The organism is Mesorhizobium captivum (assembly GCF_033977165.1).
Taxonomy (GTDB): Bacteria; Pseudomonadota; Alphaproteobacteria; order Rhizobiales; family Rhizobiaceae; genus Mesorhizobium; species Mesorhizobium captivum.
On sequence record NZ_JAVIJB010000020.1, the window covers coordinates 56,280 to 71,544 of the forward strand.

At 60.5% G+C, this 15,265-nt stretch carries 12 protein-coding genes and 1 pseudogene; 6 read left to right on the forward strand and 7 right to left on the reverse strand.

The genetic code is table 11. The features are described from left to right. Window positions 1–499: 499 nt before the first annotated feature. The gene (locus RFM40_RS18135) at window positions 500–838 is read left to right on the forward strand and encodes a carboxymuconolactone decarboxylase family protein (protein ID WP_320277961.1); all 339 of its coding nucleotides are present in this window, start codon (window positions 500–502) and stop codon (window positions 836–838) included. Between the two features lie 319 nt (window positions 839–1,157). Here RFM40_RS18135 and RFM40_RS18140 read toward each other — a convergent pair whose 3' ends face one another. The 6 genes from RFM40_RS18140 to RFM40_RS18165 all read right to left on the reverse strand — a co-directional run bounded on the left by RFM40_RS18140 (window position 1,158) and on the right by RFM40_RS18165 (window position 7,522). Beyond that, on the reverse strand, window positions 1,158–1,937 hold the full coding sequence (locus RFM40_RS18140; protein ID WP_320277915.1) for an amino acid ABC transporter ATP-binding protein: 780 nt from the start codon (window positions 1,935–1,937) through the stop codon (window positions 1,158–1,160). An 11-nt stretch (window positions 1,938–1,948) separates the two neighbouring features. Continuing rightward, window positions 1,949–3,238, reverse strand: a complete 1,290-nt coding sequence (locus RFM40_RS18145) for an amino acid ABC transporter permease (RefSeq protein ID WP_320277916.1) — start codon at window positions 3,236–3,238, stop codon at window positions 1,949–1,951. 1 nt (window position 3,239) lies between these two features. Beyond that, window positions 3,240–4,493 carry an amino acid ABC transporter permease gene (locus tag RFM40_RS18150; protein WP_320277917.1) on the reverse strand — a complete coding sequence of 418 codons (1,254 nt, stop codon included), beginning with the start codon at window positions 4,491–4,493 and terminating at the stop codon, window positions 3,240–3,242. A 112-nt stretch (window positions 4,494–4,605) separates the two neighbouring features. After that, window positions 4,606–5,622: an amino acid ABC transporter substrate-binding protein gene (locus RFM40_RS18155; protein WP_320277918.1), complete on the reverse strand. Its 1,017-nt coding sequence runs from the start codon at window positions 5,620–5,622 to the stop codon at window positions 4,606–4,608. A 114-nt stretch (window positions 5,623–5,736) separates the two neighbouring features. Beyond that, a complete protein-coding gene (locus RFM40_RS18160; RefSeq protein ID WP_320277919.1) occupies window positions 5,737–6,210 on the reverse strand; it encodes a RidA family protein in 474 nt (157 codons plus the stop codon). A 10-nt stretch (window positions 6,211–6,220) separates the two neighbouring features. Continuing rightward, window positions 6,221–7,522: a MalY/PatB family protein gene (locus tag RFM40_RS18165; protein WP_320277920.1), complete on the reverse strand. Its 1,302-nt coding sequence runs from the start codon at window positions 7,520–7,522 to the stop codon at window positions 6,221–6,223. Window positions 7,523–7,575: 53 nt separating this feature from the next. Between RFM40_RS18165 and RFM40_RS18170 the strand changes: the two genes are divergently transcribed. Next, complete coding sequence (locus tag RFM40_RS18170; protein WP_320277921.1) at window positions 7,576–8,463, forward strand: LysR family transcriptional regulator; 888 nt, start codon at window positions 7,576–7,578, stop codon at window positions 8,461–8,463. 102 nt (window positions 8,464–8,565) lie between these two features. Here the strand turns inward: RFM40_RS18170 and RFM40_RS18175 are convergent, their stop codons facing one another. Further along, window positions 8,566–9,207, reverse strand: a complete 642-nt coding sequence (locus RFM40_RS18175; RefSeq protein ID WP_320277962.1) for a cupin domain-containing protein — start codon at window positions 9,205–9,207, stop codon at window positions 8,566–8,568. Window positions 9,208–9,296: 89 nt separating this feature from the next. Here RFM40_RS18175 and RFM40_RS18180 point away from each other — a divergent pair. From RFM40_RS18180 to RFM40_RS18195, 4 genes and pseudogenes are all read left to right on the forward strand, one after another. Beyond that, window positions 9,297–9,401, forward strand: a pseudogene (locus RFM40_RS18180) (helix-turn-helix domain-containing protein); the annotation flags it as partial. Between the two features lie 883 nt (window positions 9,402–10,284). Further along, the gene (locus RFM40_RS18185) at window positions 10,285–12,333 is read left to right on the forward strand and encodes a hydantoinase/oxoprolinase family protein (protein ID WP_320277922.1); all 2,049 of its coding nucleotides are present in this window, start codon (window positions 10,285–10,287) and stop codon (window positions 12,331–12,333) included. Window positions 12,334–12,335: 2 nt separating this feature from the next. Next, window positions 12,336–14,024, forward strand: coding sequence for a hydantoinase B/oxoprolinase family protein (locus RFM40_RS18190; RefSeq protein WP_320277923.1), 1,689 nt, complete (start codon window positions 12,336–12,338; stop codon window positions 14,022–14,024). Then, window positions 14,021–15,265 carry an NAD(P)/FAD-dependent oxidoreductase gene (locus RFM40_RS18195; protein WP_320277924.1) on the forward strand — a complete coding sequence of 415 codons (1,245 nt, stop codon included), beginning with the start codon at window positions 14,021–14,023 and terminating at the stop codon, window positions 15,263–15,265. The genes RFM40_RS18190 and RFM40_RS18195 overlap by 4 nt, the downstream gene beginning before the upstream one ends.

Sequence of the window (15,265 nt, forward strand, 5' to 3'; positions counted from 1 at the left end):
CCTTATGAGCGGGCCGGACGAGTAGCTGTCACGGGCCTTTGCAAGCTGGCAACTCGAACCGATTGGGAGCTCCGTTTGGTCCAGAAGGACCATCCGCTCACCGTGCCACTGCCGCTCGACACATTGCACTTGGCATCGCCGGTGATTATGCGGCGTTGCCAAGAAGAGATATCACGGCCGCGTTATGATCTTAAGCGGCAATATTTCATGGGTGCGTGAGCAATATTCATAATGGTTGCGCGTTGCCCTCGTGACGGCGCGCATCGCTCTCGACATGGCGGGCGCAGCGCCAATGGTGATGCGCAGCACTGGTGCAGGAGGCGAGCAAGCGCGCATGTGAGGTGCGCTATTGAATGACGCCTTCTCATGCATCCGTGAAAACATACCATTTCTGCTCGTGAAGCTTCACGGATATGCCTGCACCGCTGCGGGCGGTATCTGCACGTTTTGCTTGGAAATTGCCTGGTCGCGCGGTCCCGATTTCATGGAGAAGTTTCGAATGCTCGAGTGGGCAAAATACCGGAAGCAACTGTCGTCGCGGGTGAGTGAGTTGGGGCGCCTATCCCCTGCAACCCTTGAGGGCGTTCGAACTCTCGGCGGCGCGGGGCAGAAGACCGGCCGCCTGGACGCCAGGACCCGCGAGTTGATAGCGCTTGCAGTCGCGGTCACGACGCGTTGCGACGGCTGTATCGCCAGCCACACGGCCGAAGCTGCAAAAGCTGGCGCAACGCGGGAGGAAATCGCTGAAGCGCTTGGTGTTGCCATCGCTTTGAACGCGGGAGCAGCCCTGGTCTATTCCTCGCGTGTCCTTGACGCCTTCGACACCGTGAACGGCTGATAGCCTCAGCTCGAAAACAGGCGGGGAAGGACGCAGACTGTCCTTCCCCGCCAGTATCTGCGGGAGTTCACCCGAAGTCGCAGTCACCGAAGTGCGCACGTTTCCCGATCTTCGGAACGCAGGAGGCCTTCTCTTTTGGAGGAGGCCGGTGGTCTCTCTGCTGCGAACCCTCGGTCGCCGCCTCGCTCCGCGTATTGCGACAACTAAAGCCTCTGCAATGCCGGCCGGAATAGATCTCCCAGCTACGTTGAGATCGCCGCTGATGCCTGGTGTCTCAGTAAAGTGTGGTGCCGGCGCGCCAGGGCGCTGACGCTGTTGCTCAGTGGCCTAGGATCTGCCCGAGGAAGGTGCGCGTGCGTTCCGACTGCGGCGCGCCGAAGAATGCCTTCGGTTCGTTCTGCTCCACGATCTGACCCTGATCCATGAAGATCACCCGATCCGCCACCGCTTGGGCAAAACCCATTTCGTGCGTGACGCACAGCATCGTCATGCCCTCTTCGGCCAGCGTAATCATCGTATCGAGCACTTCTTTGATCATCTCCGGATCGAGAGCCGAAGTCGGTTCATCGAACAGCATTATGCGTGGCTTCATGCACAGAGACCGCGCGATCGCCACGCGCTGCTGCTGACCACCCGAGAGCTGACCCGGATACTTATGCGCCTGATCCGGTATCCTGACCTTCTCGAGGAAATGCATGGCGATCTCTCGGGCTTGCCTTTCTGGCACCTTGCGGACCCAGATCGGGGCGAGGGTGCAGTTCTCGAGGATAGTCAGGTGTGGAAAGAGATTGAAGTGCTGGAACACCATCCCAACCTCGCGGCGGACTTCCTCGATCTTCTTCAGGTCGCTGGTCAATTCGATCCCATCGACGACGATCTTGCCTGACTGATGTTCCTCGAGCCTGTTGATGCAGCGGATCATGGTCGATTTGCCGGAGCCGGACGGCCCGCAAATGACGATCCGCTCTCCACGGAGCACGGTCAGGTCGATGTCTCGCAAGGCATGAAAATCACCGTACCACTTGTTCATGGATGTGATCTCGACAGCCGTTTCGGAAAGGCCGCTTTCGCGCGAAAGGGCGCCTAGGGTCTTGGTCATACGCATTTCTCCTAACGATGGTCCGTCTTCAGCCGGCGCTCGAGATACATCGAGTAGCGCGACATGCCGAAGCAGAAGATAAAGAACACAGCTGCGATGAAGATGAAGAGTTCCCAATAGATCCCTTGCCACTCCGTATTGGCGCGGATGGCCGCGGCAAGAGCGATTGGGTCGAGAAGACCGATGAACATGACAAGCGTCGTGTCCTTGAAGAGACCGATGAAAGTATTGACGATGCCCGGAATTGAGATCTTGAGAGCCTGCGGCAGGATGATGAGACGCTGGGCCTTCCAATAATCCAGGCCCAGAGCTTCCGCGGCCTCGTACTGGCCGCGCGGCAGGCCGGCCAAGCCGCCGCGGATGACCTCGGCCATGTAGGCGCTGGCAAAGAGCGTCACCATGATCACCACGCGCAGAACGAGATCGAAGTTGGTGCCGGGCGGCAGGAAATAGTTCAGGAGCAGCGATGCGGTGAACAGCAGTGTGATCAGCGGCACGCCACGAATGAATTCGATGAACACGACGCTGAGCATCTGGATGAGCGGCAGCCTGGAGCGACGGCCAAGCGCGAGCAAGATGCCGAGCGGCAATGACATTGCGATCCCGGTTACGCCGATGATGATCGACAGTAGAAACCCGCCGATCTCACGCGACGGTACGGCCTCGAGGGCGATCGGAAAGACGCTATTTACGCCTGACGAAAAAGGCTGGGCGGCATAAATCCACCAAACCGCCGCGCCGAGGATGGCAACGGTCAGGGCAAGCCCTCGACTGAAACGCGCTGTCGGCGCGAACAGGCCGGCGGCGACAGCGAAACCGAGGTAGACCGCAATCTGGAACCACGGGCTTCCGCCCCAGATCAGCCAACACGCAATGCCCGGATAGGCTGCGCTGAACCAGAGCGCGCGAGACGGCAGGAAACGGAACAGCACCGGCGCAAGTGCGGCGAACAGCAGCGCGAAGGCGAGAACCGGTCGCCAATAAAGCTGCGCAGGATAGAAGCCGAACAGCAGTTGCGGCCAGCGGTCGCGGATGACGCCCCAGCACGCGCCCGGCGCTCCGTTGAGGAGTTGCCGGCATTCGGCCAGTGAGTTGGCGTTCCAGATGGAATTGCCTAGCCACGGGGCGACGGCCATGGCGAGCCATCCGATCGCGGTCACCGACGCCACGGTGAGAAGGGTGCTCAGCCAGCCATCGAAAAGATTCTTCCTTATCCATTCGAGCGGACCATTTTGGCCTAAAGGCCTTGCCGATGGGAGAACCATCTCCTGGCGCACCCAGGATACGCTGTGCAGGTTCATCTTAGCGCTCCTGCAGCCTGACGCGGCTGTTGTAGACGTTCATGATGCCCGAGATGATCAGGCTGATGCTGACGTAGATCAGCATCATCAAAAGCATCGCCTCTAACTCTCGACCGGTCTGGTTGATGGTGATGCCGCCGAGCGTCGAGCGCAGATCCATGTAGCCGACCGCCAGTCCGAGCGACGTGTTCTTGGTGATGTCGAGGTATTGCGAAATGAGCGGAGGCACGATGATCCGCAGCGCCTGCGGCAGGATCACCAGCCGCATCGTACGACGTGGAGAAAGCCCAAGCGCATGAGCGGCTTCCGTCTGCCCCCGGGAAATAGCAAGAATTCCAGAGCGAACGTTTTCAGCAATGAAGGCGCCGCTATAAACACTGAGCCCTATCCAGAGCGCAATGAAGGAATTGCGCAGCAGCAGGCCACCAGTGAAGTTCAGCCCCCTTAGGGTCGGGTACTCAAGATGAAAACCCAGCGCGTAGAGCAGAGCGATCATCGGCAGCGCGAAAATGCAAAAGCTCTTCCACCAGGTCGCCGGACGTTGCCCACTCACGCCTTGAACCCGTTGAGAGCGTTTGACGAGGCTCCGATGAAGGAGAAGCGAAAGGGCAAGCGTGCCCAGGATTGCCGTGTAGTTGAGCTCAAGCGCGCCGAATGCGCTATTCAGCTGACCTAGGCTGCGGGAAAAATCAGGAACGGGCAGATAGATGCCGCGATTGGTGACAGCGACGCTGCCCCACAGGACCATGGAGGCCGTCGGATTCTCGCCGCGGAATGCGCTGGGTGTCGGCATGGCCTCCGACATGATCGCGGCGACAACAACGATCCAAAGCAGCGCCGGCACGTTGCGGAAGCTCTCCACATAGACGGTCATCAGGCGGGCGACGATCCAGTTGTTGGAAAGCCTGAGCACGCCCGCCAACACGCCAAGGACCGTTGCGGTCACGCCGGCCACTGCGGCAACAATCAGTGTGTTGAGTAACCCGACCAGAGTGGCATGGGCGTGGGTGCTCGTGCTCGAATACGCGATGGCGTGCGGCGAGATGTCATAGCCTGCCGTGTTCCAGAGGAATCCAAACGAGAAGTTCTTTCCAAGCGCAGCCAGATTGTGAATCGTGTTGTCGACCAGCCAGGCAGCCGCAAGGACGAGCAGGATGAACGCGATCACCTGGATCGTTCGGGCTCTATAGCGGGTGTCATTGAAGAGCATGCTCAGGTGAAAGGGCTCGCGGGAAGCCTCGCTTTTCATGGCCATGAGTGGTCTCCCTGAAGGTTCGCTGTGCTACCCTCGGCGTACGGCTAGTCGGTTGGCCTAGGGCTGCCGGAAAACGAAAGGCGCGGGACAAGCCCGCGCCTCGAGGCGTTTTTCAGCGGAAGGGCAGCGGATACATCAGGCCGCCTTGCGTCCATAGCGCGTTCTGTCCGCGGGCCAATCCGATCGGTGTCTTGTCGCCAACGTTCCGGGCGAAGATTTCACCGTAGTTGCCGACGGACGCGATTGCCCTTTTAGCCCAGGCCGGATCCAGCCCCAGCATTTCGCCAAGCTTGTCCTCTTTGCCCAGCAGGCGATTGACTTCCGGGTTGTCCGTGCCCGCGGAAAGCTTCTCCACGTTCTCGGATGTTATGCCGAGCTCCTCAGCCGCCAGAAGCGCATTCAAGGTCCAGCGCGCTACGTCCGCCCATTGATCGTCGCCCTGGCGGACAAGGGGACCCAACGGTTCCTTCGAAATCACTTCCGGAAGAATGATGTGATCCTGTGGGTCCTTGAAGCTCGAGCGGGTTGACGCAAGATCGGACCCGTCGCTCGTTATCACATCACAAGCACCGGCAAGATATTTCTGCTGGACGTCGCCGTTGTTCTCGACGGGAACCGGGTCATACTTCATGTTGTTCTTGCGGAAATATTCCGCAAGGTTCAGCTCGGTGGTGGTCCCGGTCTGAATGCAAACGGTGGCGCCGTTCAGATCCTTGGCGCTCTTCGCACCGAGAGATTTCGGCACCATGAAGGCCTGTCCGTCGTAGTAGTTCACGCCCGCGAAAGTGAACTTCAGGTCCACATCGCGCGAAAACGTCCAGGTCGTCGTGCGGGACAAAATGTCGATCTCGCCGGAGGCGAGCGCCGTGAACCGCGTTTGCCCCGTCGTGGGCACGAAGGTGACCGCATTGGGATCTTTCAGGACCGCAGCCGCCACAGCCTGGCAGTAATCCACGTCCATGCCGTGCCATGCTCCAGACGCGTCCGGAGCGGAGAAGCCGGCCTGGCCGCCGGTCACCCCACAGTTCAGCTTACCGCGCGCTTGAACGTCGGCCATCGTGCCGGCCGAAGCGATACCGGCTGTCAGCGTTGCCGCTGCAAGCGTGGCAAAAGCGATCGTCATTTTCATGTTTCATTCTCCCGGTTTGTGATCCGGCAGCGGTGGCTTTTTTGCCGAATTTTCCGCCACTCGGATCGGTTGAGTTCCCACTTCGTCGTTGTCATCGGCCAAGACCGAGGACGCCTATTGTTCTGGAGTGATCTCGATGATGGCTTCGATTTCGACGGGCGCGTTCATCGGAAGCGCCGCCACACCGACGGCGGAGCGGGCGTGCTTGCCCTTCTCGCCAAAGACCGCGACGAGAAGATCAGACGCGCCGTTGGCGACGAGATGTTGTTCCGTGAAATTGGCGGCCGAGGCCACGAAGACTGTGATCTTGACGATCCTGGCGATCCTCTCGAAGCTGCCGAGAGAGGCCTTTGCCTGGGCGAGGATGTTCAACGCACACTGTTTCGCGGCAAGCGCCCCCGCTCCAGTCTCAAGCTCGCTTCCGAGCCGGCCCGCTGCCAGCAATTTGCCTCCGGCGAGCGGCAACTGGCCCGACGTTAGAAGGAGGCTTCCGGCTTGCGCCACTGGGAGGTAATTCGCTACGGACTTTGCCGCTGCCGGCAATTCGATCCCGAGTTCAACCAGGCGACCTTCAATCGTTTGAGACATCGGCTCGCCCTCAACACTTGGCGATGGCGGTGGTGATACGCAGGATCGCCTCGTCGACGACCGCGCGCGGGCAGCCGAGGTTGACGCGCATGAACCCGTGCCCCTCAATCCCGAACTTCTGGCCCTTGTCGAGCCAGACGCGTGCCTTGGTCAGCATGAATCTGTTCAGGGCTTCAGCATCCATTCCGAGGCCGCGGCAATCCATCCACGCCAGGTAAAGGGAATCGGTCGGAAGGACCTTCAGGCGTGGATCCGCATCGTTGATCGCCTTGGCGAAGTGCGCGTGATTGGCCCGCAGATAGGCCAGCATGTTCTCCAGCCACGGCTCGCCGTGAGCATAGGCGGCTTCGGCGGCAACCATCCCCAAGACGTTGACCAGCTCGAAGACGTTACGCTCGTAGTGTCGGCGCAGCTCTTCCCGCAATCTCGTGTTCGGGACGAAGACATTGGCGCTCTGCAGACCGGGCAGGTTGAATGTCTTGCTCGGCGCCGTGCAGGTGATGCTGTTTTGGGCGAACTCTTCGCCGAGCGAGGCGAACGGGATGTGCTTTTTGGCCGGATCGAGAATGAGATCCTCGTGGATCTCATCGGAAATGACCAGGACTCCGTTGCGGGCGCAGATTTCGCCCATAGTCCGCAATTCACTTTCGGACCAGACGTTTCCGGTCGGATTATGTGGATGGCTCAGGATAAAGATCTTCGTGTTGCCGCGGATGGCAGCCTCGAAAGTCCTCTCGTCGAAGCGATAGCCATCGCCGGTGAATTCGAGCGGCGCATAGGCCAGGTGACGCCCGTTCAACAGGACATCGTTATGAAAATGCGCGTAGACCGGCGGCTGGATCAAAACGGTGTCGCCCGGCGCTGAGAAAGCCTGCACCGCAGTCTTCAGCGTGGTGATGATACCGGAGGTCTGGAGGATCCATTCCTTGGCGACGTCCCAGCCGAAACGTCGCTGCTGCCAGCCGACGACAGCGTCAACGTAGGACGCGGTCGCGCCGCCTGGATAGCCGAAGACGCCATGATCGATTGCCGCATGCAGCGCGTCGATGACCGCTTGAGGCGCCTTGAAGTCGGTGTCGGCCACCCACATCGGCAAGGGATCGGCCGCAGCTTCGTCCGGCGCCAGAAGCTTGCTGGCGCAGGCCCATTTCATGGAGTTGCTGTTCTTGCGGTCGACAACCTCGTCGAAAATCGACGCGGCCCGCGCCTGCTCCGGGCGGAGTTGATGGGCAAGTGCGAGCTTCGTCACAGCGGTTCCTTCCTTGGTCTTGGCCCGGTCCTGCAGGGCTGATTGACGGAAGGTTAACGGCATCGCATTATGAACGGAAATGGTATGATGTCATTTACTCATGAGAGTAGATCATAATGATTGATCGGCAGCACCTTGCGATCCTGAGGGAAGTAAGCCGTCGGGGCAGCGTCACCGCGGCAGCGGAAAAGCTGAACGTCACCCAGTCGGCCTTGAGCCACACAATCGCCAAGTTCGAAGAACGGCACGGCATCAAGATCTGGATGAAGACCGGACGGGGCCTGCGGTTAACGCAGGCGGGCGAGTACCTGCTGACCGTTGCCGAGCGCGTCTTGCCGCAGATGGAGCACGCGCAGCGGGTCCTGATGGACTTCGCGCTGGGGAGGAGGGGCGCGCTTCGCGTTGGCATGGAATGCCATCCCTGCCAGCGGTGGCTGACGAGAATTGCAACTCCTTATTTGACACAATGGCCCGACGTCGACTTCGACGTGCGAACCGCTTTCCGCTTCGACGGTGTTGAAGCGCTTCTTGGTTATGAGATCGATCTGCTGATAACGCCGGATCCGGTGGAAACGCCGGAGCTACTGTTCTCTCCCGTCTTTGATTACGAGCTGGTGCTGATGGTGCACGAGGCGCACCAACTGGCCGGCCGGAAACGCGTGCAGCCGCAGGACCTTCTGGACGAAGAGTTGATTACGGTGCCCGTCACGCTGGAGCGCCTGGACATCTACACCCGCTTCCTTGTCCCGGCGAACTGCAGACCCCGTCAGCATCGCACTGCCGAAACCATCGACCTGATGCTGCAACTTGTATGCGCGGGCAGGGGCGTGACAGTTCTTCCCGATTGGCTCCTGCAGGAGGATGCATCCGGCCTGCCGATATGCGCACTGCGCCTGGGAGATAGGGGCATCCAGAAGAGCATCAACCTGGGTGTGCGGCGCGGAGAGGAGACGACCTCCTATATCGACGGTTTCCTGAAGCTTGCCCGGGAAATGGGACGCTAATCCAGACCGGCGATTGCTCAAATTCGGTTCCGAAATGCAGCCGTAACCTCGGCCTTCCGGCACCTCGACCTTCCGGCGCATGAACAGCCCCGCCGCAGTGCATCAACCTGGCATCGGCAACACGTCGGCATGCTGAAGAGGGGCGTCCTTGATCCAGATCTGAGCGCCCTGCGGCCCTGTTATCGCCTCAAGAGGATTGCCCGCAGGCAAGCGACCCCAACTTTGCGGTTCCAGTTTCTCGCCTCCGACGGCGAGGCTGCCGGACAGCACCAGGAACTCGAGGCCACGGTGATTGTCGATCTTTAGGGCGGAGCCGGGCCGCCAGACCTCGGTTGAGACACGTTCCTCATCGTCGTCGAACAGGAGACGCGCTTCTTTGGCGCCCTCGCGCAGCAATGCGGCTTCGCCCTCGCCGGGCCGGCGGACGATCTGCAGGTCGTCACCCTTCCGGAATTGCCAGAGACGGACGAAGATCGTGCATCCCTCCTTCGATGCAGGCACATGCGAGGTGCCTGGCGGGTTGCGGAAATAGCTTCCCGCCGGATAGTCACCATGCTCGTCCTGGAAGGTTCCCTCAAGGACGAGAATTTCTTCGCCGCCGGCATGGACATGGCGCGGAAAGGCACTCCCGGGAGCGTAGCGAACGATGGAAGTCGCTCGAGCGACTTCGCCGCCAACGCGATAGAGCATGCGGCGCTCGACGCCCGCGGCTGGACTTTGTAGCCAGTCGAGCCTCCGCCCGATCCGGAGGCGACATGTAAAGACCGACGATGTCCTGCACCTTGTCAACAAGAGCGGATCAGAGGAAAGCTTGAATGTCTCGGCACGATCGCCTGCGTGTTCACGAGCACACGGTTGGCAAGTGGCGCCGCCGGTTCGTACGGGATGGTATTGAAGGGCTTACAGATGAAGATCGTGCGGGTCGACCGCGAACTGTCTGTCTCCTATACCCAGGTTGCCCAGGTCGTCGCGCACCGGTCTCATAAAACTCACGGCGTCGCGGCGCCATCTTTTCCATCCGGCGAGGCCTGACTGCGGCTCTGGCCAACCGCCTCCAAAGATGTCCATGCTGCACAAGGCCCTGGACAGCCCGCGGCGCAAGAGAGTCAGCATCTGGATGATGCCTTTAGGTATGAGGTCAAAGAGCTAGCTAAAGAAAGAGTTTCTCGATTCTCTTCTTCTCGATCTTGGCCGTCCCGAATGTTTTGACGAGGAAACTGGCTTCGCAACGCTGATCATCTGAGTGAACGACAGTTGAATAATCGCGTTGTCGAAGACATTCTGCGCAGGCAAAAGCGAGCTTCTCGCGTAAGATTCCCTAGGCAATCGCCAAGGCCGCGACGCCTGGCCACTGTGTGAGGTGAACATCGGCGCAGCGAGCCTTCGGTCCTGACCGAAAGTTTGATAAACCGACAGTTGCACCTGTCGCATACCACGACACCATCCTTCAGGTTTTCCGAATGGAAAGATCGCAGATCTTCTCTCGAAGACCGCTAGCTGCCTGTGTCGGCCATCATCGGCAATGCTGGCGAGAAAAGTCGTCCGGGGACTCGGTGGACGCAGGCTGCCATTGTCGGAAAGGTGACACAATTGCTGCGGAGTAAATTTGCTCGGGCAGGAAACTGATCCCTGGCCTGGCCACCGGTCACTCCGACAAACCGCTGTAAGAGCCAAACCAGCCCTCCCGGGACGCCCGAACACGCGAGGTCGATCTCGATGTAACTGGCACAAAAGCGCTATTGTTTGGCCGGATTCTGACTGTCGATTTGTCAGAAAGCGGACAATGCTTGTGTTCAGACTTCTTGATTAGGATCGGGTGGCATGGAGCAGGATCGGTATCGGATTGGGGTCGACGTCGGCGGGACATTCACCGATTTGTCTCTGACAGACGAAGTCGCGGGTAAGTTGTACCACTTCAAAACACCATCTACGCCTCATGACCCGTCAGAGGCAATTGGGAATGGTCTGGCGCAGATTATCGGCGCGGGCTTTTACCCCCAGGCGATCGTGCATTTCGGTCATGGGACCACGGTCGCAACGAACATGATTATTGAACGCAAAGGCACACTCACCGGTCTCGTTACCACGAAGGGTTTCCGGGATGTGCTCGAAATCGCGCGCCAGCAACGCCCGCATCTGTACGACTATTCCATTCATCGTCCAGCGCCACTCGTCGAGCGATGGTTGCGTATCGAGGTCGCGGGAAGGTACACGGCCGAGGGCGAGGAGCTCATACCCCTGGACGAGGCCGCTGTACGTTTAGCAGGGGCCCAGTTGCGTGCGGCCGGGGTCGCGGCCGTCGCAGTTTGCTTTGTCCACGCATACCGCTACGACTCCCACGAAAAACGCGCTGCGGAAATTCTGCGCGAGGAGCTTCCCGGCGTGCCGATCTCGCTCAGTTCGGACGTCCAGCCCGAATTCCGCGAGTTCGAGCGGTTCTCAACGACGGTGATGAACGCCTACCTGGCGCCCAGAATGGCTGGGTACCTGGACCGTCTCATGCGGCACTCAGAGCGGCTGGGAGTCCGGGCAGTGCCGCACACAGTGCATTCCAATGGAGGCCTGATGTCGATGGAAACGGCCAAGGCCTATCCGGTCCGGACCTGCCTTTCGGGACCAGCCGCCGGCGTGGTGGGAGCAGCACAGGTTGCCGCTGCAGCCGGATTTCCCAATGCGGTCACCTTCGACGTCGGGGGCACGTCGACAGATGTCTCGCTCGTCCTCAACGGGCGCGGCGCCTATACGCCACTGCGGGAGGTTGCTGGCTACCCGGTGCGCTGCCCAATGGTCGATGTGCATGTAATCGGCGCCGGTGGCGGTTCCATCGCCTGGGTCGACGACGCGGGCGCCCTCAAGGCAGGTCCTCACTCCGCCGGCGCGATTCCGGGACCCGTCGGCTATATGCGCGGCGGCACCGAACCAACGATTACCGACGCGAACCTCCATATGGGCCGGCTCAATCCAATAGCGCTCCTTGGCGGCGCGATGCCTGTTGACCGAGCGGCAGCCAGTGGCGCCGTAACCGCAATGGCCGCCAAGATCGGCGTTTCGTCCGACAACGCGGCCGACGGCATCATCCGAATTGCGGTCGCCAACATGGCGCGCGCAATCCGGTCCATCTCGATCGAGCGTGGCTGCGACGTTAAGGACTTCGCTTTGGTGGCATTCGGGGGCGCAGGGCCGCTGCATGCGACGTTCGTTGCCGACGAAGTGGGGATCCCGACCGTTCTGGTCCCGGAGGCGCCTGGAACTATGTGTGCGCGCGGAGTTCTGCTCTCTGACATCTCCCGGAGCTTCGTTAAGTCCCATGTGAGGGTGCTTTCCGATGCAAGCTGGCGCGAGGTCCTCGACCAGGCGCAGGCGATGGCCCTGGAAGCCGAGCAGTGGCTCGTAAGCGAAGGCGTTCCCGAAGCATTGCGTGGATACGTCCGGATGATCGAGGCGCGCTATATCGGCCAGAATTTCGAAGTCCGCGTCGAAGATGACCTAGCGGACAAAGAGGCCTTCATCCGCGCGTTCTACCAAGTCAACGACGAGGTCTATGGCTACCACGTCGAGGACCGCGAGATCGAGATCGTCAATGTGCGGATTGAGGCGATCGGCAGGATAGCGACGCCCTTGCAAAAACCACCCGCCGTCTTGGGTACGCTCGACCAGGCACACCTTGGGACGCGCACGGTGCATATGGGCGAGGAAAATGGCGGCTGGGCGGAAGCCGCCATTTATGACCGTGACCAGTTGCCGGCGGGCGCGACGATCATCGGACCTGCCGTCATCGAAGAACTGACCGCGACGACCGTTCTTCCCGAAAGTTGGACAGCCATGGTCGACCAATGGCGCAACCTTGTGCTCACCCGAAAGGCCGCTTGACCATGTGCCAGATCAACGCCATCGACATGGAAGTCTTCAACAATCGACTGCTGTCGATCACCGATGAGGTGATGAACACGCTGATCCGCTCCTCGTTTTCCACCAACATCAAGGAGCGAAAGGATGCCTCGGTCGCGATCTTCGACCGGGATGGCAGGCTGATATGTCAGGCGCTTTACATCCCAATGCTGCTTTCGGGCGTGATGGGTGGGGTCGAAACCCTGCTGAAGTCCCGCAATATCGAGAGCTTTCGTGAGGGAGACGTATTCATCTGCAACGATGTCTACCTAGCAGGCGGCTCGCACAGCAACGATATCGCGATCATCACACCCGTCTTCATCGATGGCAGGATCGAATATTTCATCGGCAATATCGGCCACCACTCCGACGTCGGCGGAGTCGTGCCCGGTTCAACGGATCACATCCTCACCAGCGTCTTTGCTGAGGGCATTCGCATTCCGCACATGCGCATCGTCCGCGAAGGAGTGCTGGACGAGGATCTGCTCGCGATGATCGCCCACAACACCCGCGATCCGATGGAGCGCATCCTCGATCTGAAGGTGCAAATCGCTGCGAACAGTCAGGGCGCGCGGAGCTTGCGCAGACTCTCGCGGGAGTACGGGCTTTCGCGCGTGCAAAAGAGCATGGCCGATCTGCTCACTTATACCGAGCGGAGAATGCGTCGGAGACTCGAGGAACTGCCGGACGGCGTGTACCGTTCGGAGGTTTATACCGATGACGAGGGCGTACCGGGTCCGCGCAAGAAAATCTGCCTCTCGGTGCGAATCCAAGAAGGCGATGTAAGGCTTGATTTCACCGGCACCGACCGGCAGGCGAGGGGTTCGATCAATATGGGTCGTTACCCGCTGCTGGCCGCCGTCTTCTGCGGCATCAACATGATGGTGGACCCGTCTATCCCAAGCAACTTCGGCATGTTCCGGCCGGTGCGCATTGAAGCGCCGGCAGGCACCATCGTCAATCCCGAGTTTCCAGCGGCCGTCGGTAACCGGGAATATACGGCTCAGCGGGTCGTCCGCGCTATCACGCTCGCCTTCGCCCAGGCGCTACCGCGCGAGCGCGCTGTTGCGCCGTCCGCGGATATCAACACAGGCATGGCGTTTTACGGCAAGCGCCGGTCCGGGGAGCCTTTCGTCTATGTCGAGGCGGTTGCCGGCGGGGTCGGCGCGACGCTCCATAAGGACGGCATGCACGGCACTCAGGTGGGAATCACCAACACGTCGAACACGCCTGCCGAACCCCTCGAGATCGAGTTTCCGCTTATCGTGCGGGAGTACGCTCTCGCTACCGATACGGCCGGGCCGGGCAGGACCCAAGGCGGAGCCGCCATCATCCGGGACATCGGGTCCCTCGTCGACGGCGTGTCGGTCTCGACCAAGGCGGACGGGAAGAAGAGCCCGGCCCCAGGCATCTTCGGCGGTGGCGAGGGCGGCCGCGCCTCGCTCGAATATCACCGCGCCGATGGCGCGGTCGAGGAGATCGAAATGTTCGTGGTCGATCGCATCATGGCCAAGGGGGACGCGGTGCGCCTTATATCTCCCGGTGGCGGCGGTTTCGGCAATCCGGCAGAGCGTGACTGCGTCGAGGTGGCCCGCAGTCTTCGCGACGGCTTCATATCATCAGAATTTACGGCTCAGCATTATCCACAGGTTGCGGCCAAGTCAGACCAATGAGTTCGCGCTTCGACACTGTGGTGATCGGCGGTGGCATTGTTGGAACGGCCGCTGCCTATTATCTCGCAAAGGCTGGTAAACGGGTTGCCCTCGTCGAGAAGGGTCGCATCAACGGTGAGCAGTCCAGCCGCAACTGGGGCGCGGTCCGCACACAAGGGCGCGATCCAAGCGAAATCCCGATGATGCTCGACTGCCTGAAGATCTGGCGCAGCATTGAGACGGAACTCGGCGAAAACATCGACTGGCGCCAGCAAGGCCAAATGCGGGTGATCTACGACGACGCCATGCGCGAGCGTTCCGAGTCGTTCATGCCGATTGCTCGCGAATTTGATCTGACCACCCGGCTATTAAGCTCGAGTGAGGTTGCGGATCTGCTCCCGCACTACAACGCCCAAGACTGTCGAGGCGCGCTGTTCACCGCGACCGACGGCAATGCCGAACCGGAGAAGGTCGCCCCGGCATTTGCCCGGGCAGCCAAGCGTCTCGGCGCCACGGTTATGGAATTCACGGCCGCTCTTTCGATCGACGTGTGGAATGGAGTCGTGGCCGGCGTGGCGTCGGAACAGGGCCGGTTGGGTTGCGAGACCGTCGTTCTCGCATCGGGCGCGTGGACCAGCCGGCTTCTGAAGCCGTTGGGGATCGAGCATCCCAGCCTGTGGGTGCGTGGGTCCGTTGGTCGGACCGGCGTGCTGCCGATCGATATGCGCAAGCTCGTGGTCTGGGGTAAGTGCGCTTACCGGCAGCGTCCCGACGGGCGCGTCAATATCGCCGTGGCAGAAGACGGCTTTCATGACCTGATGCTCGACAGCTTCGTGCATGGATTCAAATTCCTCCCCTTGGCGAGCCGGAACTGGCGGAACCTGAGGTTTAGCCTCGGCAAGCCGATGATGCGCGACCTGATGGGTGAGTTCGCCGATTTCACGACGCACCGGACGCTCGATCCGCAGCCCGACTGGAAGGGGCTCAAGCGGGCCGCGGGGAGGTTTGCTGAAGAATATCCCAGCGCTGGCTTGGTCCACTACGAACGGGCATGGGCCGGTTACATCGACTATATGCCTGACGAACTTCCGGTGATCGATGCCGTCGGCCGACCGAGCGGACTGTTCGTTGCGGCGGGCCTCAGCGGCCATGGGTTCGGCCTCGGACCAATCGTCGGCAAGACTATCGCTGATTTGATCGCAAAGGGCCGAAGCGACTATGACCTTGCGCCGTTCAGTTCGCAGCGTTTCAATCGCAGCTAG

What these genes read in the sequence shown, in the direction of transcription:
- RFM40_RS18135 (WP_320277961.1), top strand. Translation starts at nt 500, where the DNA reads ATGCTCGAGTGGGCAAAATACCGGAAGCAACTGTCGTCGCGGGTGAGT.
- RFM40_RS18140 (WP_320277915.1), bottom strand. Translation starts at nt 1,937, where the DNA reads ATGACCAAGACCCTAGGCGCCCTTTCGCGCGAAAGCGGCCTTTCCGAA.
- RFM40_RS18145 (WP_320277916.1), bottom strand. Translation starts at nt 3,238, where the DNA reads ATGAACCTGCACAGCGTATCCTGGGTGCGCCAGGAGATGGTTCTCCCA.
- RFM40_RS18150 (WP_320277917.1), bottom strand. Translation starts at nt 4,493, where the DNA reads ATGGCCATGAAAAGCGAGGCTTCCCGCGAGCCCTTTCACCTGAGCATG.
- RFM40_RS18155 (WP_320277918.1), bottom strand. Translation starts at nt 5,622, where the DNA reads ATGAAAATGACGATCGCTTTTGCCACGCTTGCAGCGGCAACGCTGACA.
- RFM40_RS18160 (WP_320277919.1), bottom strand. Translation starts at nt 6,210, where the DNA reads ATGTCTCAAACGATTGAAGGTCGCCTGGTTGAACTCGGGATCGAATTG.
- RFM40_RS18165 (WP_320277920.1), bottom strand. Translation starts at nt 7,522, where the DNA reads ATGCCGTTAACCTTCCGTCAATCAGCCCTGCAGGACCGGGCCAAGACC.
- RFM40_RS18170 (WP_320277921.1), top strand. Translation starts at nt 7,576, where the DNA reads ATGATTGATCGGCAGCACCTTGCGATCCTGAGGGAAGTAAGCCGTCGG.
- RFM40_RS18185 (WP_320277922.1), top strand. Translation starts at nt 10,285, where the DNA reads ATGGAGCAGGATCGGTATCGGATTGGGGTCGACGTCGGCGGGACATTC.
- RFM40_RS18190 (WP_320277923.1), top strand. Translation starts at nt 12,336, where the DNA reads ATGTGCCAGATCAACGCCATCGACATGGAAGTCTTCAACAATCGACTG.
- RFM40_RS18195 (WP_320277924.1), top strand. Translation starts at nt 14,021, where the DNA reads ATGAGTTCGCGCTTCGACACTGTGGTGATCGGCGGTGGCATTGTTGGA.